Here is a 19140-nt window from a genome sequence, read left to right on the forward strand (position 1 = left end):
GCGACGCGCCGCGCGTTGCGACCCGACACAGGAGCATCGATGCCGAATCACGCTGAAGCCACGACGACCCAGGCGCCGCAAGTCGCGCCTGTTGCCCCGACCCCCGCGTCCGGCCCTGCCTTCATCGCGCCCGAAGCCGATCCGCAGGCCCTCGCGCGCAACAACCAGTACGTGCTGAAATCCGGCGATGCGTTCGTGGTCAGCGACGCGCTCGGCGACATCGGCGGCCATGACGACGGCCTGTTCGTCGACGACATGCGCGTGCTGTCGAAGTGGCGCCTGACCTTCGGCGGCCGCGCGCCGTCGCTGCTGTCGGGCGCGACGAGCGCCGACAACGCGTCGTTCACCGCCCACCTGACGAACCGTCCGCTACCGCCGCTCGGCGGCCACGAAACGCCCGAGGGCGTGATCCACATCGAGCGGACGCGCGTGCTCGCGGGCGACGTGCTTTACGAAGCGCTGACGCTGACGAACTACGGCGCGAGCGAAGCCGAGGTGCCGCTGTCGCTGTCGTTCGCGGCCGATTTCAAGGACATGTTCGAGGTGCGCGGCACGCAGCGCCCGAAGCGCGGCACCGTGGTGGCGCCGCGCGTCGACGCGGGCGCGGTGCGGCTGCGCTATGACGGCCTCGACGGCGTCGAGCGCAACGTGACCGTGCATTTCTCGCCGGCGCCCGATGCGCTGTCGGTCGATCGTGCCGACTACACGCTGACGATCGCCGCGCAGGCCTGCGTGTCGATCTACCTGACCGTCGACGCGACGCTCGGCCCCGCGCATGCGGAAGGGCCGGGATGCGGCCGCGTCGCGCTGCGCACCGCACTCGTCGGCGTGCATCGCGAGATGCGCGCGCGGCGCGAATCGATGGCGCGCGTGAACACCGGCAATCCGCTGTTCGACGCGTGGCTCGACCGCTCGCTTGCGGATCTCGGGCTGCTCACGACGCAGCTCGACACGGGGCCGTACCCGTATGCGGGCATTCCGTGGTTCTCGACGCCGTTCGGCCGCGACGCGGTGATCACGTCGCTGCAGATGCTGTGGCTGCAGCCGTCGCTCGCGCGCGGCGTGCTGCGGTTCCTGGCCGAGCACCAGGCGCGCGAGACTTCCGCGTTCCGCGACGCGGAGCCCGGCAAGATCATGCACGAGTTTCGCCGCAGCGAGATGGCCGCGACGGGCGAGGTGCCGTTCGCGCTTTACTACGGCGGGGTCGATACGACGCCGCTGTTCATCGTGCTCGCGGGCGCGTATGTCGAACGCACCGGCGACGATGCGCTGATCGACGAGCTGTGGCCCGCGCTCGAGCGCGCCGCGCAATGGGTGATCGACAAGTGCGACCGCAATCCTTACGGACTGCTCGATTATCAGCGCACGTCGGAGCGCGGCCTCGCGAACCAGGGCTGGAAGGACAGCCACGATTCGGTGTTCCACGCGGACGGTCGCTTCCCGGACGGCCCGATCGCGCTCGTCGAAGTGCAGGCGTATGCGTGCGCGGCGCTCGATGCGATGTCGATGTGCTCGCACCGGCGCGGCCACGCGATTGACGCCACGCGCTACGCACTGCGCGCGAAGACGCTGCGCGAGCAGGTCGACGCGCTGTTCTGGATGCCGGAAGGCGATTTCTACGGCATCGCGCTCGATGGTCATGGCGACCTGTGCCGCGTGTTCGCGTCGAATGCGGGGCACCTGCTCGCGTTCGGGCTGCCCGACGCCGAGCGCGGCGCGGCGGTCGCCGGCGTGCTCGGCTCGACGCTGTTCCAGACGGGTTGGGGCATCCGCACGCTTGCGGCCGGCCAGCCGCGCTTCAACCCGATGGCGTATCACAACGGCTCGGTGTGGCCGCACGACAATGCGCTGATCGCGCGCGGACTGGCGCGCTACGGCGACAAGACAGCCGCGGTGAACCTGCTGCGCGCGCTGTTCGAGGCGGCGGTGAGCTTCGAGATGCGCCTGCCCGAGCTGTTCTGCGGGTTCCCGCGCCGGCGCGGCGAACCGCCGACCGCGTATCCGGTGGCCTGCCTGCCGCAGGCGTGGGCGGCCGGTGCGCCGTTCATGATGCTGCAGGCGTGCCTCGGCGTGAGCATCGACGCATCGCGCCACGAGGTGCGCGTCGAGCGCCCGACGCTGCCGGAAGGCGTCGACTGGCTGCGGATCGACGCGCTGCGCGTCGGTGACGAAACCGTGTCGCTCACGTTCCGCCGTGTCGACGGGCAGGTCGTCGCGGCGGCGGAGCAGCCGGGCCGCGTGAAGGTGGTCGCGGTGCTGTAGCGCGGCGCCGCGCGAACGTTGCGCGATGTCGCGCCACGTTCGCGTGCAGCGGCATAGAATCGTGACATGACCCTTGAACGATGGCGGAGGTAGACGATGACGACCGACAACCGGCCCGACGACAGCGAGCACAAGCTCGAGAATCTGGAAGCGGCGGTCGACCACCTGCACAAGTCGATCGAATCGCAGAGCATCGCGGTCGGCGCGGCGAAGGGCATCCTGTTCAGCCTGATCGAAACGCTCGGCGCGCTGATCGGCGATCCCGACCTGCCCGAGCATGCGCGCTCGGGCTACGAGGCGCTGCGCGACAAGGCGAGCGAATTGCGCGGCGGGCTCGACCGGCATTGATGCCCGGATGGCCCCGGCCTCGGCCTCGGCCCTTGCCGCACGGGCTGGGCCGGGGCTGCCCGATTCTGTAGACGAAGCACAAAACACCGTGCGCTCAATGAGTTAGGTGGCCGGTGCGCAGGATATCCACAAGCTTGCCAACACAATCTGTGGAGAACTGTCCGGCCCCGAGAACCGGGTGCGGCCTGGGCCGTGCGAAAGCGCCGGCGCTGCCACAGGGTTGACCTCGCAAGGTCCGTGAATCGAATCCCCTTTTGTATCAGGGTGTTACGCGCCGCGCTGGAAGGATATCCACAGGCTTGCCAACATATTCTGTGGACAACTTGCAATCGATTGCGTCGCGACAGTTGCGGATCGGCCCGCCCGGGGCCGCCTTGCGAAGCCCGTGAACAGAGGCTGCCCGATGTCTGCGTCGGCGCGCTAATTCGTGCACGATCAAGGGCTTAGGCCCCGGGTACCCAGGATATCCACATCCTTGCCAACACTTTCTGTGGACAAGCCGGGCCGTGTCACCCGGCCTGCGCCGTGGCGGCCGCCTCGGCCACGATCCAGTCGCGAAAGAGCGTCATCGCCGGCGTGAGCGGTTTCGACTTCAACGAGGTGAGCCAGTAGCCGCCAGCGCGCACGTCGATGTCGAGCGGCCGCGCGAGGAGGCCGAGCTGCAGTTCGCGCGCGAACATGCACGCCGGCGCGAGCGCGACGCCCGCACCCTGCATCGCAGCCTCGACCATCAGCCGCGACGAATCGAACACGGGCCCGTTGACCGCCCACGGCGCGAGCCGCGCGGCGTCGAACCAGCCGTGCCATTCGTCGGTGCGGTACGAGCGCAGCAGCGTTTCGTTCGCGAGATCGGCCGGTTGCGCGAGGCGCCGCGCGATGTCCGGCGCGCACAGCGCGGTGAGCGGCGCGTCGAGCAGACGCTCGTTGCGCGTGGTCGGCCAGTTGCCCTCCCCGAAGCGGATCGCGAAGTCGAGGCCCTCGGCGGCCAGGTCGACGACGTTGTTGTTGGTCCGCATCCGCAGCTCGACGAACGGATGGGTATCGCCGAACTGCTTCAAGCGCGGCATTAGCCAGCCTAGGGCAAAGGTGCCGACGACGCCGAGCGTCAGCACCTCGTGGAAGCGCCCGCCGTCGAACTGCTTGAGCACGGTCTCGATGCGGCTGAACGCGTCGCTGAGCACCGGCAGCAGCGCGCGCCCCTCGTCGGTGAGCCCGAGGCCGCGCGGCAGCCGCGTGAACAGCGTGCAGCCGAGCCGCTCCTCGAGCGAGCGCACCTGCTGGCTGACCGCGGCCTGGGTCACGCTCAGCTCGAGGCCGGCGCGGGTGAAGTTCAGGTGGCGCGCCGACGATTCGAACGCGCGCAGCGCATTGAGCGGAAGATGAGGGCGGAGCTTTGTCATAAGAATTTCTTTTGTCAGCGCTCAATTATCGTTGCTTGTCAGGCAACCGTAAAGTCCCGATAGTGCTGTCTCGCCGGCCGGGCGTGTTCAACACCTTTTCGCTCACATTCCACCACGAGACAACCGACATGACCTACTCATCGAAACGTCGAACCCTGTTGCTGGCCGCTGCGACGGCGCCGCTTGCGTTGACCGTTGCCGCGTGCGCGTCGCGGCAGGGCACGGCGCCGGACGACGCAACTACCGCAGCCGCGGCGGCGGCCGTGACGCCCGCTGCCGCCGGGCAGGTGCTGGCCGAGCTCGAACGCAGCGCGGGCGGCCGCCTCGGCGTATGCGCGATCGACATCGCGACCGGGCGGCGCGCGGAACATCGCACGGACGAGCGCTTCCCGTTCTGCAGCACGTTCAAGGCGATGCTGAGCGCGGCGGTGCTCGCGCAGAGCGTCGATCGACCGGCGTTGCTGCAACAGCGTGTGACGTACACCAAGGCTGACCTCGTCAACTATTCGCCGGTGTCGGGGAAGCATGTCGACGACGGCATGACGGTCGCCGCGCTGTGCGAGGCCGCGATCCAGTACAGCGACAACTCGGCCGCGAACCTGCTGATGAAGCTGCTCGGCGGCCCGTCGGCGGTGACGGCCTACGCGCGCTCGATCGGCGACGACACGTTCCGGCTCGATCGATGGGAGACCGAACTGAATACCGCGCTGCCGGACGACCCGCGCGACACGACGACGCCGGCCGCGATGGCCGCGAGCATGCGCGTGCTGATGCTCGGCGATGCGTTGCCGGCCGCGCAGCGTGCGCAGCTCGTTACCTGGATGCGCGGCAACAAGGTCGGCGACAAGCGGCTCCGTGCGGGCGTGCCGGCCGGGTGGACGGTCGGCGACAAGACGGGCACCGGCGACTACGGGACGACCAACGACGCGGGTGTCATGTGGTCGCCGTCGGGTGCGCCGATCGCGCTGGCCGTGTACTACACGCAGACGCGTGCCGATGCGCGCGCGAAGGACGACGTGATTGCGTCGGTCGCACGCATCGTGGTCCGGGCATTCGGTTGAGGCGGGCGGCACGACGTGCGTGACGCGATCCGCGTGCATGCCGTGCCGCAACCGTGACCCGCGTGATCAAACGTTGTGCGATCAACGACTTAGGTCACGCATGCTCAGGATATCCACATGCTTGCCAACAAAAATTGTGGACAAGCCCGCGCGCGGCCGCATCGGGCGTGGCGCGGGCCGCCGTGCCGCGTTTGAAGCAGCGTGGACAAAGTCTTACGGATCAAGCGCTTGGCCCTGGTATGCGCAGGCTGTCCACACGCTTGCCAACACAATCTGTGGACAAGCCGGTTCGCTCGCGCGGCAGGCGCCCGCCACGTGGCGAATGGGCGTGCGAGCGGCACTTTCCCGGCCGCGTGCCGCATTTGAAGCGGCGCGGACAAAGTCTTACGGATCAAGCGCTTGGTCGCGGTATGCGCAGGCTATCCACATGCTTGCCAACAAAATCTGTGGACAAGCCCGGCGGCCGCGAGGGCGACGATCAGGGCTGCCGATCGTCGACGGTGGGCCAGCGCGCGAACGCGAACACCCACAACATGATGAAGTTCAGGACCGGGACGAACATCGTCAGGATCCACCAGCCCGAATGCCCGGTGCGCCGAACGATGCGGACGTACGGATAGATGACGACGGCGACCAGCACGAGTGAGACGACCAGCTGCCACGCGGTGAAGTGTTCCATGGTCTTCCTCGGAGTGAGGTGTCGTGGTGCGGCGCCGGCGGAATGGCCGGCCCGTTGAGCCGTCGTGCAAAGCCGATGATGCGCGGCCGCGTGCGGCTCGCGTGATCTTGACGCGTGGCGGGCGCGAGCGTCAAGGCGACGGTGATGCGCTGCTGTTGCGCGTGACCGTGCGCTTGCGCGCAGGCCCGGGCCGCAGGGTGCCGCAACCGTGACGCCGAGCATGAACCGTAGCCCGATCAACGGGTTAGCGCGGGCTTGCTCAGGATATCCACAAGCTTGCCAACAAATTCTGTGGGTAAGTAGCGCCGCGCGTGTCGAGCGCGTGTGAACCGGCTGCGGCGTGCATCGTCGTGGCGTCGTGATGCGAAGTGCGGCGAAGCGGTGTATGCACTGGCCATCGCCGGGGCCTCGTCTGCATCACGCGTGCCAAAGTCCATCGGATCAAGGGTTTAGCGTCGCGGTGCGCAGGATATCCACAAGCTTGCCAACATTTTCTGTGGAGAAGTCGGGGCGCGCCATCGGGGCGCCGGACACGGGCGGATGCCACACGTTGCCCCGACGCGCGCGTGCGCTCACGCCGTGCAGATACCGGCCACGCCGACTTTCCGGAACAGGTGCGGGCTGGCCACGGCGGACGACGGATAGGTGGAGAGTTTCGACGCGAACTCGGGATGCTTGAACGCCGCGCGAAACGCCGCCGTCGATTCCCAGATCGCGTAGTTCAGGTAGGTCGGGCTATCGCCGAGCGCGCGATGGAGCTGGGTCGAGATGAATCCCGGCTGTCGCTTCATGAATTCCGCATCGTCCTGCCATACCGCGAGAAACGCCGTTTCGTCCTCGGGGGCCAGGGTGAACACGTTGACGAGGACGACCGGCTCCGCGTCGACGCCAATCTGTTGCTGGATCGGAAACGCCGGATCCATCGGCTTGAATTGCAGCATGGAAACTCCCGTGGGTAAGGGGAATGGGCGATCACGCCGGCGCATCGGCACCGTGAGCGCTGGACATCGCCGATAACACACGAATGGCCGCGTCCAGGTCGGCCGAACTGAAGTTGCCCGCGATCTCGCGGACATGCTGTTGCCACTGCCCGACCACGGCCTGATAGGCCGCCTCGCCGCGAGGCGTCAGCGCATACAACGGGGAGCGCTTGTGCGCCGGATTGGGCAGCGCATCGACCAGCCCGTCGCCGGTCAGCACGTTGATCTGTTTCAGCACCGCCTGCCGCGTGATGCCCATCGCGTCGGCGATCTGCGGGATGCTCGGGGCCTCCGTCGCCATCGCAATGGCGCCCAGCACCTGCCAGCGCGCGCTGGTCAGGCCGTGCGGCTCGGAAAAGGTATTGCCCCATTCGATCAGCAGGCCGTTCAGCCGGAATACAGACAGTGCGACGGCGGTCAATTTCGCGGATTTCGTCATGGTCGAAGCGGGTCGTCGAGTATCGATCGATGATCATTCTGCCAAATTGACAACTAGTTGTCAATTGTCGCCGTATGCGTGCCGGGCGTGGCCGCCGCCGGCATTGCCGCCCCGCCGGCGGCGCGTGCACAATGCCGGTCCGGGGACGACCGGGCACCATCCTGCCCGGATTTTTTGAGGTGACGGAAGAACATGAAGAAAATCTGCATCGTCGGCGCGTCGGGCAAGCTCGGGCGCTACATGGTTCGGCATGCGCTGGAGCGCGGCTACGAAGTTGTCGCCGTGTGTCGTGCGGCAAGCGTGGCGAAGCTCGCCGGTTTCGGGGATCGCATCACGATCGTGCCCGGCGCGACCGACGATCGCCGGGTGATCGAGCAGGCCGTGGCCGGCTGCGACGGCGTGCTGACCGTGCTCGTGCCGTGGGGCATGCAGCGCTACGCATCCGGAACCGCGCAAGCCGTGCTGGATTTCGCGCCGGTGCACGCGCGGCTCGTGTTCTCGTGCGGCTGGCACATCACGCGGGATGGCAAGGATGTCTATCCGATGTCGATCCGCGCGGCGGTGGCGATCGGCGGCTGGCTGCTGCGGCTGTTGCGGGTCGGCGAGATCGACGACCAGGTGGAGGCCTGCCGGCGCGTGTTCGCGAGCGACGCGCGCTGGACCGTGGTTCGAGGCAGCAACCTGGAGGAAGGGGAGAGCGACGGGTTGCCGGTGTGGAGCGAGCACGTCGGCGATGCGATCCTCGCGAGCAACCGCACGCGCCGGATCGACTTTGCGCTGTTCATGGTCGCGGCGCTGACCGACGATACGCTGATCCGCCGCGCACCGGCGATCTGCGGGCGGCGCACGCGCTCCGCGTTGGCGGCCCGCGCGGCGGTCGAACAGGCGATGTCGGAGCCGCGCGTGCCGCCGGGTCGTTAGGCATGGCACGGCGTGACCGTTGTAGCGCGCCGCGTCGACGATGGCGGGCCACCCGTCGGGCGGGTCGCGCAGGGCAGCCGTGTGTCCGCCGGACTGCCTCGAACGTGTGCGCATCCGGCGCGCGCCGGGCCGGGAGATGCATCCGTCCGGCGCGGCAACGCGCATTGCCGGTGCACGACGGACAAGTCTTTTTCCATCAACGACTTGGTGTTGCTGGCCGCAGGTTGTCCACAGGCTTGCCAACACAATCTGTGGACAAGCCGTGCGATGCGTGCGCTACGCCGGTGCGGAAAAGCGCACCGTGACGGTCAGCCCGCGTCCGCCGTGCGTCGTGCTGAGCGCGACCGTCGCGCGGTGCTGTTCGGCGATCCGCTTGACGATCGACAGCCCGAGCCCGCTGCCCGACGACGTGACGGCCTGCGCGCCTTCGCCGCGATAGAAGCGCTCCCATACGTCGGTGCGTTCGGCTTCCGGGATCCCGGGGCCGTCGTCGGCGACTTCGAGCACGGGCGTCGTGCCGTCGATCCGCGCGGACACATCGACGCGCGCACCGTCGCCCGCATAGCGGATCGCGTTGTCGACGAGGTTGTTCAGCAGCACGCGCAACGTGTCCGCATTGCCCGACGTCATCACCGGCGTCGACACGATCGCGCCGAGATCGATCCGGTGCGCGTCGGCGACGCGCGTGCGATCCGATACCACCGATCGGCACAGCGCGGCGAGATCGACGGGGGCCGACGCGGAGGCGGCCGCCTGCGCGTCGGGCTCCAGGCGCGCGAGCGTCAGCAACTGCTCGGCAAGGTGGCCGAGGCGCGTCGTGCCCGCCTGGATCTGCGCGAGGATGTGCTCGCGTTCCTCGGCGGTCGCCGCGCGCCGCAGCAATTGCGACTGGATCGACAGCCCCATGATCGGCGTGCGCAGTTCGTGCGCAGCATCGGCGATGAAGTGGCGCTGCATCGTGAACGAGCGGTCGAGGCGCGCGAGCAGGTCGTTGATCGCTTCGGCGAGCGGCCGGACTTCGTTCGGCATCGAGCCGACGTCGACCGGCTCGAGATTGTTCGCATTCCTGCGTTTGAGGCCGGATGCAATCGTGCGCAGCGGCCGCAACCCCGCACCGATGCCGAACCACAGGCCGATCGCGAGCAGCGGCAGCATCGAGAACACGGGCCACAGCAGGTGCACGGCGATGCCGGCGATCGCTTCCCATCGGGCGTGCCGTGCCTGCGCGAGCCGGATCGTCGTGCCGCCTCGCTCGGTCACATAGGTGCGCCACGGCTGGCCGTCGACATCGACGCTCGCGATGCCTTTCTGCTCGGGCGGCGGCAGTTTCGAATCGCGGTCGGTCGAATACACGAGCGTGCCGTTGCGCCAGACCTGCAGCAGCACCGCGTCGGGGTCGCTCGCTTCGAAGCCGTGCTTGCCGTTCGCGTGGTTGCTGAACGACAGCTCGCCGTTCGGGCCGACGACGATCTGCTTCGACATGCTGCGCATCTGGTCGTCGAGCAGGTCGTCGAGTTCGCGCAGCGCGCCCCAGTAGGTGCCCGCGCTCGCGACGAGGCCGATCACGCAGGCGGCCGGCATCAGCCACGTCAGCAGGCGCCGCCGCAGCGACGCGTTGCGCCATCGCGCGATCGCGCGTTGGATGCGCGTCATGCGCCGTCACCGATCCGGTAGCCGACGCCGCGCACCGTGCGGATCGTGTCGTGGCCGAGCTTCTTGCGCAGGTTGTGGATATGCACCTGCACGGCGTTGCTCTCGATTTCCTCGCCCCAGCTGTACAGCCGTTCCTCGAACTGCTCGCGCGAAATCACCGCGCCCGGGTCGCGCATCAGCTCGTGCAGCAACACGAACTCCTTCGGCGACAGCGGCACTTCGTCGTCGTTGAGCCAGACGAGGTGCTTGACGGGGTCGAGCCGCAGCGGGCCGATCACGAGCGTCGTCTGCGCGCGGCCCGCATGGCGGCGGGTCACCGCGCGGATACGGGCGAGCAATTCATCGAGCTCGAACGGCTTGACGAGATAATCGTCCGCGCCGCTGTCGAGGCCCGCGATGCGGTCGGGCACGCCGTCGCGCGCGGTGATGATGATCGCGGGGAGGGTTTCGTCGCGGCGGCGCAGCGCGGCGAGCACCGACAGGCCGTCGCGGTTCGGCAGCCCGAGATCGAGCAGCAGCAGGCCGTAGCCGGTCGCGCGCAGCGCGAGCGACGCGGCGTCGCCGTCCTTGACCCAGTCGACCGCGAAGCCTTCCTGTTTGAGGCCTTGTTCGAGCCCGCTGCCGATCAGCGGATCATCCTCGACGAGCAATACGCGCATGAATGGGTGTCTCTTCAACGGGGCGTCGTGGCGCCCGGGGTTCCCATGATAAGCGCCCGTGACTTAGGCGGACCTTAAATGCGGGCGGCACGCGGCGCGCCTTCGTACTCGTCCAATGCGGCACCGTGTCGCTTCGGCACACCCTTCAGGTTTGCTTAATCTTACGGTCCGTAATCTGGCGCCGTCGTGCTCAACGGGGCGCGGCGTCACATCGAAGAAGAGGACCGACATCATGAAACACCTGGCCAGAATCCTGACGGTTGCGCTCGCCACGCTGCCTGCCGCCGTCTACGCGCAATACACGGGGCCGTCCGCACTGACCACGACCACCGTGAAGGAGCTGCTCGCAAACGGCAAGGACGACCAGCACGTGCAGTTGCAGGGCCGCATCGTCAAGCATGTCGGCGGCGAGGATTACGAATTCGCCGATGCGACCGGCACGATCCGCGTCGAGATCGACCACAAGCTGTGGGCGGCCGGCCAGCCCGTCAGCGACAAGAACGAAGTGAAGGTGACCGGCGAATTCGAGCGCAAATGGTCGGGCAGCGTGAAGGTCGACGCCGATCACGTCGAAGTGCTGCGCTGACCGGTGCGCGCGGGGCCGGTGATACCATGGACGACCGGTTCCCGTACCCACCAAGATGGCCGCCAATTTCGACGAACTCGCGTCCCGGATCCGGGCGCAATTTTCCGAGCTGAGCCCGCAATTCCAGGCGGGCGCCGCCTTCCTGCTCGATCATCCCGACGAGGTTGCCACCTCGTCGATGCGCAAGGTCGCCCAGCGCGCGCAGGTGCAGCCTGCGTCGCTCGTGCGGCTTGCGCAGCAATTCGGCTTCCCCGGCTGGAACGAGCTGCGCGACCTGTGCGTCGCGCGCGTGCGCACGCGCCCCGAGCCGCTCACGCAACGGGCGCGTTCGCTCGTGCGGCCCGACGCGAAGGCGTCGCTCGCGCACGACCTGCTCGCCGCGCAACAACACAACCTGTCGGCCACCGCCGCGCAGAACGAGCACACGCTCGTGGATGCCGCGAAACTGATCCGCAAGGCGTCGCACGTGCATGTCGCGGGGTTTCGGTCGTGTTATCCGGTCGCGTTCGGCTTCGTGTACGGCTACCGGCTGTTCCGTCCGAGCGTGTCGCTGCTCAATGGCGTCGCCGGTTCGCTCGAAATGGAGCTGCGCACGATCGCGAAGCAGAGCGTGACCGTCGTCGTCAGCTTCGCGCCGTATTCGCAGGAAGCGACCCGCGTCGCGCAGGCCGCGAAGGCGCAGGGCAGCCGGATCGTCGCGATCACCGACAGCGCGGTGTCGCCGATCGCACTGCACGCGGATGCGCAACTGATCTTCACGCACGACAGCCCGTCGTTCTTCCCGTCGCTGGTGGCCGCGCATGCGATGGCCGAAGCGCTGGTCGCGCAGTTGCTGGCGCTCGAAGGCAGCGATGCGATCGCCGCGCTCGAGCGCACGGAAGCGGAACTGCACGCGAAGGGCGCTTACGTCGTTTGACGCGGTTCGTGCGGCTTCAACCCTGCCTTCTTTTCGATTCAAGCGGATTCAACCGATGACGTTCACATACGAGGTGACGGACGCGGGCGATGCGAACGTTCGCAAGCAGATCGTCGCGCCGCTCATCCGGTTCAACGAAAGCCAGGCCGGTCCGAACGACGCCCGTGCGCTGGCCGTGGTCGTGACCGACAGTGAAGGCGCGGTGGTGGGGGGCTTGTGGGGCAGCACGGCTTACGGCTGGCTGCATGTCGACCTGCTCGTGGTGCCCGAGGCCGCGCGCGGCCAGGGCGCGGGCACGCGCATCATGGATCTGGCGGAGGCGGAAGCCGTCGCGCGCGGCTGCCACGGCGCGTGGCTCGATACGTTCGACTTCCAGGCGCGGCCGTTCTACGAGAAACGCGGCTATGTCCGCTTCGGCGAGCTGCCGGATTATCCGGTCGGACACTCGCGTATTTTCCTGACGAAGAAGCTCGCTGCAGGCTGAGTGCCATCGCCGCCGCAACGCGCGGCGCGGTTGACGGCGTCGCCGGCCGTCGCCTAGGATACCGGGCAGCGATGCAGGTCGCTTCCGGGTCCGCGGAAAGGGTTGAACCCACCTGTCGCAGCAAATTCAGCTTTCCCCTGTCCTTTGTGCTGGCGGTATTGCGGACCTTCGGCCATTCACTGCACGAGGATTCGCGTGAAAAAGCTGCCTCCCGGGGCCCATCCCGATCATCTGAAAAAGCAGGCCAAGGCATTGTTGCGCCTGTACCGGCAAGGTGACGCCGATGCCGTCGCGCGCTTTGTCCGGTTTCTCCCTTCCGCCGCGAACCGCACGCACGACGAAGCGCTCGCGCTCCGGCTTCGGCTGCATGACGCGCAGTCCTGCATTGCACGCGAGTACGGTTTCGCGTCATGGGCCGATCTCGGCGCGTTCGTCGAAACGCATGCGCTGGCGGGGCAACAGCGCGCGCAGTTGATCCGGCGCTGGCTTGACCTGGCGTACGGCGGCGACGTGACCGGCGGCTTCGACGCGCCCCGGCCGCGCGTCGCCGCGCAATTGCTGCTCGACCATCCGGATCTCGTTGTCGGCGATCCAACCGTTGCTTGCGCGGCCGGCGATCTCGACGCCGTGAAGGTGGCGCTGGCCGCCGATCCGGGCTGGGTCGCGCGTGCCGGCGGCGCGCTGAAGCTGCCGCCATTGGTCGCCGTCACGCATTCGCGGCTCGGGCAGCTTCCCGAATTTGCCGCCAGGCTGCGCGCCTGCGCGCGTCTTCTGCTCGATGCCGGGGCCGATCCGAACCAGCGAATCGGCAACCGCTTTCCGCCGGCTTCGCTCGCCGAACCCGACGAAGCGGGGCCGCTGTCGGCGCTGTACGGCGCAGCGGGCGTCAATCGCGATCCGGTGCTCACCGCGATGCTGCTGGAAGCCGGCGCCGATCCGAACGACGGCGAATCGCTGTATCACTCGGTGGAGAATCCGGCCTGCACGCGCGTGCTGCTCGAACACGGCGCGCGGGTGAGCGGGACGAATGCGTTGCGGCGCGCGCTCGACATGCACGACGCGGATGCGCTCGAACTGCTGCTCGCGCATGGCGGCGACCCGAACGAGCCGCCCGGACCGGGGCTGGCGCAGACCTGGGGCGCGCCGTTGTTGCGGGCGATCGGCGTGCGCTGCTCCGCGCGCCATGTCGCCGCGCTGCTGGCGGCCGGCGCCGATCCCGGCGCGCGAACCCCGACCGGCGTCAGTGCGTACAGGCTGGCGATGCAGGCCGGGCTGTCCGACATCGCGGCGTTGTTGCGTGCGGCCGGCGCGGAGGAGACGCTCGACGCGGCGGACGCGTTCGTGGCGGCCTGCGCGCGCGCCGACGCCGACGATGCGCGGCGTATCCAGGCGCGCCATCCCGAACTGCCCGGCGCGCTGCCGGATGAACAGCTGCGGTTGTTGCCGGACGCCGCCGCATGGGGCTCGGGCGACGCGGTGAAGGTCATGGTCGAACTGGGCTGGCCGATCGCCGCGCGGGGCGGCGACTGGGACGCGAGCGCGCTGAATCACGCGGTGTTCCGCGGCGACGCGGGCTTGCTGGCGTTCCTGCTCGCGCACGGCGCGAACTGGCGCGACATGCACGGGTTCGGGAGCGACGCGCTCGGTACGTTGTCCTGGGCATCCGTCAACGAACCGGAGCATGTCGGCGCCGCCGACTGGGAGGCTTGCGCGCGGGTGCTGCTCGCGCACGGCGTGCCGCACGCCACGCGTGACCCGTCGAACCCGGACGACGTGCTGATCGACGGCCGCAAGATGCGCTTCTCCGAAGCCGTCACCGACGTGTTGCTCGGCATCGACGGCGGGCCGACCGCATCGATCTGAACGATCGTGGGCCGCTAATGAGCCGCTAACGCGCCGGTGGCGGCGCCGGCCCGCTCGTCGCCGGCTGCCGGCGTACAGTCGACGCGCCAGGTTTTTCCAGTCGCGCGCCGACATTTCGGCGAACACTGAAACGTCGCGTGCACGACCGGCGTAAGCTCGGTCGTCAACTTCCTTCCGGAGTCCGCGATGACCCGTTCCGACCTGCAAGCCCGCCAAGCCGAAGCCTTCCGCGCCCTGCATGCGCGCCCCGGCGCGTTCATCATCCCGAACCCGTGGGACGCCGGCACCGCGCGCCTGCTCGCGATGGCCGGCTTCGAGGCGCTCGCGACCACGAGTGCCGGCTATGCGTTCTCGAAAGGGCAGCCCGACAACGCGATCGACCGCGACGCGATGCTCGATCACATCGCCGAGATCGTTTCCGCGGGCGGTTTGCCCGTCAGCGCCGATCTGGAGAACGGCTTCGGCGACGCGCCCGCCACGGTGGCCGAAACGATCCGGCTCGCGGCCGAGGCCGGCGCGGTGGGCGGTTCGATCGAGGACGCGACGGGCCGCGCCGACGCACCGATCTACGCGCGCGAAGCGGCGATCGAGCGCATCGCGGCGGCCGTCGACGCGGCACGCGCGCTGCCGTTTCCGTTCACGCTGACCGCGCGCTGCGAAAACTACCTGCATGGCCGCCCCGACCTCGCCGACACGATCGCCCGGCTCGTCGCCTATCGCGACGCGGGCGCCGACGTGCTGTACGCGCCGGGCATCACCGATGCGGACGACATCGCGGCGGTGACGCAGGCGGTCGGCGCGCCCGTGAACGTCGTGATGGGGCTGCAGGGCGGATTGCTGAGCCTCGATGCGTTGGCGGCGCTCGGCGTGAAGCGCGTGAGCGTCGGCGGCGCGCTGGCGCGGGCCGCGCTCGGCGCCTTTCTGCGCGCGGCGAAGGAGATGGCGCAGGACGGCACGTTTACGTTTACGCAAGCTGCCGTGCCCGGGCGCGATATCAACCGCTGGTTTGCGTCACCCGATAATTCGCCGGTTTTGTTCGGGGAATGAGCGTTGATAAAGCGTGGGATCGTTTCCAATCAAATGTTGATTGACAATAATCAACCGATTTCGCGTTCGAATTAAACGTCGGTGACGACGCAAAATACATCGTCTATTCTCCGCATTCCCGCCCGTTCGACCGGCGCCGGCGCACAAGCCGCGCCGGATCGGGCGATCGGGTGAGCGCCGCGCGCGTCGATGCCGCGCATTGTTGCATTTTCCCGTTCAGTATGTTTTTGAACGCGGGAGTTGCCGGCTGATTTTTTGATTGATAATCTGCGGCACGTTCGAATGAACGGTTGGCAAGCCCCCGGGAATATCGATATATAAATATGCTGAGAGAGCGATGACGAACCGAGAAAATCAACGCGTCAGGTTTCGCGTCGGCGATGTCGTGACGCTGAAGACGGGCGGCCCGCGCATGACCGTCACCTATGCCGGGCCGGTCGTATTCGACGACGGCGACTGGCTGATCTGCCAGTGGTTCGACGAAAACGGCGAATTCCGGCAGGAAATGTTCCCCCACGACACGGTGGTGCCCGAGCCGCGCGCGATTTCGGCCGGTCGCGTCCGCATGCGGATGCAGTCGCATCGCTACCGGTCGGCTGCCTGACGATCGGCTTTCGTCGCGATGCCGCCATGCCCGGTACCCGCGCCGCGACATTTCACGTCAGCCCGAAACATGCGGCAGTGCGCTGCCCCGATACTGTCTGCATGAACCCGACCGATCCCATCGCAGCGGTCACGCACCGCGATCCCTATCCCTACTATGCGGCGCTCGTCGACGGGCCGCCGCTCGCGTTCGACGCCACCCTCGGCCTGTGGGTCGCGAGCCGCGCGGCCGCCGTGACGGCCGTGCTCGGTCATCCGGCCTGCCGGGTTCGCCCGCTGGACGCCCCCGTGCCGCCCGCATTGCGCGGTACGACGGCCGGCGCGCTGTTCGGCGAGCTGGTGCGCATGAACGATGGTGTGTTGCGGCACGACGTGCCGAAGCAGGCGCTGCGCACGGCGTTCGCGCCGATCGACCCGGCGGCGCTGCGCGACCGTGCCGCGCAGGTTGCCGCGCGGCGCTTGCCGGCGCCGGGCGATGCCGGCGCGCTGAACGCGTGGTGCATGACGGTGCCCGTTTGCGCGGTTGCCGATCTGCTCGGCTTCGACGAGACGCAGCTCGACGGTATCGCGGCGCAGGTCGTCGATTTCGTCGCCGCGCTGTCGCCGTTGTCGGATGCCGCGGCACTGGCCCGCGCGAGCGACGCGGCGCGAGCGCTGCTTGACCGGATGACGGAGCGCGTCGCGCGGACGCATGCGCACGACGGCACGCTCGTTGCCGCCGTCCAGCAGGCGGCCCGCGCGTCGGGCTGGCTGGCGAGCGGCGCGCTGGTCGCGAATCTCGTCGGGCTGTTGTCGCAGACCTGCGAGGCGACCGCCGCATGGCTCGGCAATACGCTGGTGGCGTGGCACGGGGAAGCGGGGGCGAACGCCGGGCGTGTCACGCCGGAGGATGCCGCGCTCGACGCATTCGTCGGCGAAGTCGGGCGCTTCGATTCACCGGTGCAGAACACGCGCCGCTTCGTCGCATCGCGCACGACGATCGAAGGCGTGACCGTCGAAGCCGGCGATGCGATTCTCGTCGTGCTCGCCGCCGCGAACCGCGACCCGGCCGTGCATCGCGATCCGCAGAGGTTCACGCCTGGCCGTGCGGCCGGGCCGAATTTCGGCTTCGGCACGGGGCCGCATGGTTGCCCGGGCGAGCGGATCGCGCGGGCGGTGACGGCGGGGGCGTTCGGGGCGTGGCTGCGTGCGGGCGGCGTACCGCCGCACGACGGGCTGGCGTGGGACTATCGCGCGTCGACCAACGTCAGGATGCCGAAGTTCGACGCGGCACGGTGAAGGGGAAAGAGGGACTTAACGGCAGCCTTGTTTCTCCGCCCATTGCTCCTGGGCGGCCACGCGGCGCTGCACGCGTTCGACGAGACCGGTCGAGAAGGTCCGCATGCTGATGCCGCGGCGCTTCGCGAGGATCGTCTGCGCGACATCGGTGCGCGGGTTCGGCTGGCAGGCCCAGTACAGCGTCATCAGCCAGCCGATGCCGGTCCACCCGAACAGCGCGTTGAACATCGCGACCGTCAGCTTGTCGTGCCGGCCGCGCCGGTCGGCAATGACCGCCGGCAGGAAATAGATCGCGATCGCGGCTACCGAACCGGCCACTTGAATCAGGACTGCGTTCTGCATGTTGCTGCTCCGTCCGAACTGCAATGGAACCGAGTATCGCGCTTTTTCCGTTTGCGTGCAGGCCGTGGCCAAGCAATTGATTGTTGCGTTTTTAATGACGATCAGCCGGCTTCGGTGCCTGCCGGCTGCACTTCGTTGCTCAACGCGAAACCTTCGTCGAGCCAGCCCGTCACGCCGCCGATCATCAGCTTGACCGGCCGGCCGAGGCGCGCGAGCTGGATCGCCGCACGCGCGGCGCCGTTGCAGTGGGGGCCCGCGCAGTAGACGACGAACAGCGTGCCGGCCGGATAGCCGGCGAGCTTGCTCTCGATGATCTTGCGGCGCGGCAGGTTGCGCGCGCCGGGCACGTGGCCGGCGGCGAACTGATCGGGGCCGCGCACGTCGAGCAGCACGAAATCGGGCGTGCCCGACGCGAGCGCGTCGTGCACGTCCCAGCAGTCGGTCTCGAAGCGCAGCGAGGCCTCGAAATGCGCGAGGGCGGCGGGGCTGTCGGCGGCGGGCACGTCGGTGACGTAGGACATGGCAGGTTCTCCTGAAGATTGCGCGGAACGCGGTGGAATGAAGGGCAGTATCGCGGTTCGGCGCGTTTCGCGGCAGTGGCGCGATCGACAAGTTCCGGTAATATCGCGCCATGCACAATCATCTCGTCGTCGCGCTCGCCTACGATCGCCTCTGCACGTTCGAATTCGGCTGCGTGGTCGAACTGTTCGCCCTCGAACGCCCCGAGCTCGGGGTCGACTGGTATCGCTTCGCGGTCTGCGCGAGCGAGCCGGGGCCCGTGCGCGCGGCAGGCGGCATCACGGTCGCCGCGCCCTATCGGCTCGCGACGCTCGATCGCGCCGATACCATCGTGATTCCCGGCTGGCGCGATCCGGACGAACGGCCGCCGGAGCCGTTGCTGAAGAAACTGCGGGCCGCGCATCGTCGCGGCGCGCGGCTCTGCTCGATCTGTTCGGGCGTGTTCGTGCTGGCAGCGGCCGGCGTGCTCGACGGCCTCACGGTGACGACCCACTGGCGCTATGCGGAGAAACTGCAGGCGCGCTATCCGGCGCTGCGCGTGAATCCCGACGCGCTGTACGTCGACGAAGGGCAGGTGATCACATCGGCCGGATCGGCGGCGGGGCTCGACATGCTGCTGCATCTCGTGCGTCGCGATCACGGCGGCGCGATCGCGAACCGGGTCGCGCAGCGCCTCGTGCTGCCGCCGCATCGTGACGGCGGGCAGGCGCAATTCGTGCCGCGTCCGGTCGCGCCGGGCGGCACCGACCGGCTCGCGAAGCTGATCGACTGGATGCGCGCGCACGCGGCCGAGCCGCATACGCTCGCGTCGCTCGCCGCGCAGGCTGCGATGAGCACGCGCACGCTGCAGCGTCAGTTCGCGGATGCAACGGGGATGTCGCCGCTCGCGTGGCTGATCCGCGAGCGCGTGAACGTCGCGAAGGACATGCTCGAAGCGCATCCCGCGCTATCGCTCGCGCAGGTCGCGGCGCGTGCGGGGTTCGGTTCCGAGGAATCGCTGCGCCGGCATTTCCGGCGCGTCGCGGCGACGAGCCCGGCCGCGTACCGGCGCGGGATGAGTCGGGGCGAAAGCGCACGGGACGCCTGAGTACGGTACCGAT

Annotated in this window: 20 protein-coding genes; 12 read left to right on the forward strand and 8 right to left on the reverse strand. The window is 68.5% G+C overall.

The genetic code is table 11. From position 1 onward, the window contains the following. Positions 1-39: 39 nt before the first annotated feature. Positions 40-2262, forward strand: coding sequence for an amylo-alpha-1,6-glucosidase (locus FFS49_RS02660; protein ID WP_039366530.1), 2223 nt, complete (start codon positions 40-42; stop codon positions 2260-2262). A 96-nt stretch (positions 2263-2358) separates the two neighbouring features. Beyond that, entirely contained in the window at positions 2359-2610 is a 252-nt protein-coding gene (locus FFS49_RS02665; protein ID WP_011354368.1) for a hypothetical protein, read from the forward strand. A 509-nt stretch (positions 2611-3119) separates the two neighbouring features. Here FFS49_RS02665 and penR read toward each other — a convergent pair. Beyond that, positions 3120-4010 (reverse strand): beta-lactamase transcriptional regulator PenR, encoded by an 891-nt coding sequence (gene penR / locus FFS49_RS02670; RefSeq protein ID WP_071332165.1) that lies wholly within the window; start codon positions 4008-4010, stop codon positions 3120-3122. A 128-nt stretch (positions 4011-4138) separates the two neighbouring features. On the opposite strand from penR, the gene blaPEN-bcc reads away from it, so the two are divergent. Beyond that, positions 4139-5071: a PEN family class A beta-lactamase, Bcc-type gene (gene blaPEN-bcc / locus FFS49_RS02675; RefSeq protein WP_105818183.1), complete on the forward strand. Its 933-nt coding sequence runs from the start codon at positions 4139-4141 to the stop codon at positions 5069-5071. Between the two features lie 478 nt (positions 5072-5549). Here blaPEN-bcc and FFS49_RS02680 read toward each other — a convergent pair whose 3' ends face one another. The 3 genes from FFS49_RS02680 to FFS49_RS02690 form a co-directional block, all read right to left on the reverse strand. Further along, a complete protein-coding gene (locus FFS49_RS02680) occupies positions 5550-5750 on the reverse strand; it encodes a membrane protein (RefSeq protein ID WP_046548390.1) in 201 nt (66 codons plus the stop codon). 572 nt (positions 5751-6322) lie between these two features. Further along, positions 6323-6691 carry an antibiotic biosynthesis monooxygenase family protein gene (locus FFS49_RS02685; RefSeq protein WP_039366539.1) on the reverse strand — a complete coding sequence of 123 codons (369 nt, stop codon included), beginning with the start codon at positions 6689-6691 and terminating at the stop codon, positions 6323-6325. 31 nt (positions 6692-6722) lie between these two features. Then, positions 6723-7169, reverse strand: a complete 447-nt coding sequence (locus tag FFS49_RS02690; RefSeq protein WP_039366541.1) for a MarR family winged helix-turn-helix transcriptional regulator — start codon at positions 7167-7169, stop codon at positions 6723-6725. Between the two features lie 192 nt (positions 7170-7361). Here FFS49_RS02690 and FFS49_RS02695 point away from each other — a divergent pair, with 192 nt between their 5' ends. Then, entirely contained in the window at positions 7362-8090 is a 729-nt protein-coding gene (locus FFS49_RS02695) for an NAD(P)H-binding protein (protein WP_105818182.1), read from the forward strand. A 276-nt stretch (positions 8091-8366) separates the two neighbouring features. Here the strand turns inward: FFS49_RS02695 and FFS49_RS02700 are convergent, their stop codons facing one another. Continuing rightward, positions 8367-9743 (reverse strand): ATP-binding protein, encoded by a 1377-nt coding sequence (locus tag FFS49_RS02700; protein WP_105818181.1) that lies wholly within the window; start codon positions 9741-9743, stop codon positions 8367-8369. Continuing rightward, the gene (locus tag FFS49_RS02705; protein WP_039366547.1) at positions 9740-10402 is read right to left on the reverse strand and encodes a response regulator; all 663 of its coding nucleotides are present in this window, start codon (positions 10400-10402) and stop codon (positions 9740-9742) included. The genes FFS49_RS02700 and FFS49_RS02705 overlap by 4 nt, the downstream gene beginning before the upstream one ends. Before the next feature lie 232 nt (positions 10403-10634). Between FFS49_RS02705 and FFS49_RS02710 the strand changes: the two genes are divergently transcribed. From FFS49_RS02710 to FFS49_RS02740, 7 genes are all read left to right on the forward strand, one after another. Beyond that, positions 10635-10988, forward strand: a complete 354-nt coding sequence (locus FFS49_RS02710) for a NirD/YgiW/YdeI family stress tolerance protein (RefSeq protein ID WP_039366549.1) — start codon at positions 10635-10637, stop codon at positions 10986-10988. A gap of 55 nt (positions 10989-11043) precedes the next feature. Then, complete coding sequence (locus FFS49_RS02715) at positions 11044-11904, forward strand: MurR/RpiR family transcriptional regulator (RefSeq protein ID WP_039366551.1); 861 nt, start codon at positions 11044-11046, stop codon at positions 11902-11904. A 55-nt stretch (positions 11905-11959) separates the two neighbouring features. Then, complete coding sequence (locus tag FFS49_RS02720) at positions 11960-12388, forward strand: GNAT family N-acetyltransferase (RefSeq protein ID WP_105818180.1); 429 nt, start codon at positions 11960-11962, stop codon at positions 12386-12388. Between the two features lie 195 nt (positions 12389-12583). Then, positions 12584-14251 carry an ankyrin repeat domain-containing protein gene (locus FFS49_RS02725; protein ID WP_105818179.1) on the forward strand — a complete coding sequence of 556 codons (1668 nt, stop codon included), beginning with the start codon at positions 12584-12586 and terminating at the stop codon, positions 14249-14251. Positions 14252-14437: 186 nt separating this feature from the next. Then, complete coding sequence (locus FFS49_RS02730) at positions 14438-15298, forward strand: isocitrate lyase/phosphoenolpyruvate mutase family protein (RefSeq protein ID WP_105818178.1); 861 nt, start codon at positions 14438-14440, stop codon at positions 15296-15298. A 337-nt stretch (positions 15299-15635) separates the two neighbouring features. Further along, a complete protein-coding gene (locus FFS49_RS02735; protein ID WP_011354382.1) occupies positions 15636-15902 on the forward strand; it encodes a YodC family protein in 267 nt (88 codons plus the stop codon). A gap of 101 nt (positions 15903-16003) precedes the next feature. Next, the gene (locus FFS49_RS02740) at positions 16004-17179 is read left to right on the forward strand and encodes a cytochrome P450 (protein ID WP_105818177.1); all 1176 of its coding nucleotides are present in this window, start codon (positions 16004-16006) and stop codon (positions 17177-17179) included. A gap of 15 nt (positions 17180-17194) precedes the next feature. On the opposite strand, the gene FFS49_RS02745 is transcribed toward FFS49_RS02740, so the two are convergent. Next, positions 17195-17521 (reverse strand): superinfection immunity protein, encoded by a 327-nt coding sequence (locus tag FFS49_RS02745; RefSeq protein WP_011354384.1) that lies wholly within the window; start codon positions 17519-17521, stop codon positions 17195-17197. Positions 17522-17622: 101 nt separating this feature from the next. After that, positions 17623-18042, reverse strand: coding sequence for a rhodanese-like domain-containing protein (locus FFS49_RS02750; RefSeq protein ID WP_105818176.1), 420 nt, complete (start codon positions 18040-18042; stop codon positions 17623-17625). 110 nt (positions 18043-18152) lie between these two features. Here FFS49_RS02750 and ftrA point away from each other — a divergent pair, with 110 nt between their 5' ends. Further along, on the forward strand, positions 18153-19127 hold the full coding sequence (gene ftrA / locus FFS49_RS02760; protein WP_039360717.1) for a transcriptional regulator FtrA: 975 nt from the start codon (positions 18153-18155) through the stop codon (positions 19125-19127). Positions 19128-19140 lie beyond the last annotated feature (13 nt).

It is taken from the genome of Burkholderia sp. 4NA327C6 (genome assembly GCF_005502655.1).
GTDB lineage: Bacteria > Pseudomonadota > Gammaproteobacteria > Burkholderiales > Burkholderiaceae > Burkholderia > Burkholderia contaminans.

What these genes read in the sequence shown, in the direction of transcription:
- FFS49_RS02660 (WP_039366530.1), top strand. Translation starts at nt 40, where the DNA reads ATGCCGAATCACGCTGAAGCCACGACGACCCAGGCGCCGCAAGTCGCG.
- FFS49_RS02665 (WP_011354368.1), top strand. Translation starts at nt 2,359, where the DNA reads ATGACGACCGACAACCGGCCCGACGACAGCGAGCACAAGCTCGAGAAT.
- penR (WP_071332165.1), bottom strand. Translation starts at nt 4,010, where the DNA reads ATGACAAAGCTCCGCCCTCATCTTCCGCTCAATGCGCTGCGCGCGTTC.
- blaPEN-bcc (WP_105818183.1), top strand. Translation starts at nt 4,139, where the DNA reads ATGACCTACTCATCGAAACGTCGAACCCTGTTGCTGGCCGCTGCGACG.
- FFS49_RS02680 (WP_046548390.1), bottom strand. Translation starts at nt 5,750, where the DNA reads ATGGAACACTTCACCGCGTGGCAGCTGGTCGTCTCACTCGTGCTGGTC.
- FFS49_RS02685 (WP_039366539.1), bottom strand. Translation starts at nt 6,691, where the DNA reads ATGCTGCAATTCAAGCCGATGGATCCGGCGTTTCCGATCCAGCAACAG.
- FFS49_RS02690 (WP_039366541.1), bottom strand. Translation starts at nt 7,169, where the DNA reads ATGACGAAATCCGCGAAATTGACCGCCGTCGCACTGTCTGTATTCCGG.
- FFS49_RS02695 (WP_105818182.1), top strand. Translation starts at nt 7,362, where the DNA reads ATGAAGAAAATCTGCATCGTCGGCGCGTCGGGCAAGCTCGGGCGCTAC.
- FFS49_RS02700 (WP_105818181.1), bottom strand. Translation starts at nt 9,743, where the DNA reads ATGACGCGCATCCAACGCGCGATCGCGCGATGGCGCAACGCGTCGCTG.
- FFS49_RS02705 (WP_039366547.1), bottom strand. Translation starts at nt 10,402, where the DNA reads ATGCGCGTATTGCTCGTCGAGGATGATCCGCTGATCGGCAGCGGGCTC.
- FFS49_RS02710 (WP_039366549.1), top strand. Translation starts at nt 10,635, where the DNA reads ATGAAACACCTGGCCAGAATCCTGACGGTTGCGCTCGCCACGCTGCCT.
- FFS49_RS02715 (WP_039366551.1), top strand. Translation starts at nt 11,044, where the DNA reads ATGGCCGCCAATTTCGACGAACTCGCGTCCCGGATCCGGGCGCAATTT.
- FFS49_RS02720 (WP_105818180.1), top strand. Translation starts at nt 11,960, where the DNA reads ATGACGTTCACATACGAGGTGACGGACGCGGGCGATGCGAACGTTCGC.
- FFS49_RS02730 (WP_105818178.1), top strand. Translation starts at nt 14,438, where the DNA reads ATGACCCGTTCCGACCTGCAAGCCCGCCAAGCCGAAGCCTTCCGCGCC.
- FFS49_RS02735 (WP_011354382.1), top strand. Translation starts at nt 15,636, where the DNA reads ATGACGAACCGAGAAAATCAACGCGTCAGGTTTCGCGTCGGCGATGTC.
- FFS49_RS02740 (WP_105818177.1), top strand. Translation starts at nt 16,004, where the DNA reads ATGAACCCGACCGATCCCATCGCAGCGGTCACGCACCGCGATCCCTAT.
- FFS49_RS02745 (WP_011354384.1), bottom strand. Translation starts at nt 17,521, where the DNA reads ATGCAGAACGCAGTCCTGATTCAAGTGGCCGGTTCGGTAGCCGCGATC.
- FFS49_RS02750 (WP_105818176.1), bottom strand. Translation starts at nt 18,042, where the DNA reads ATGTCCTACGTCACCGACGTGCCCGCCGCCGACAGCCCCGCCGCCCTC.
- ftrA (WP_039360717.1), top strand. Translation starts at nt 18,153, where the DNA reads ATGCACAATCATCTCGTCGTCGCGCTCGCCTACGATCGCCTCTGCACG.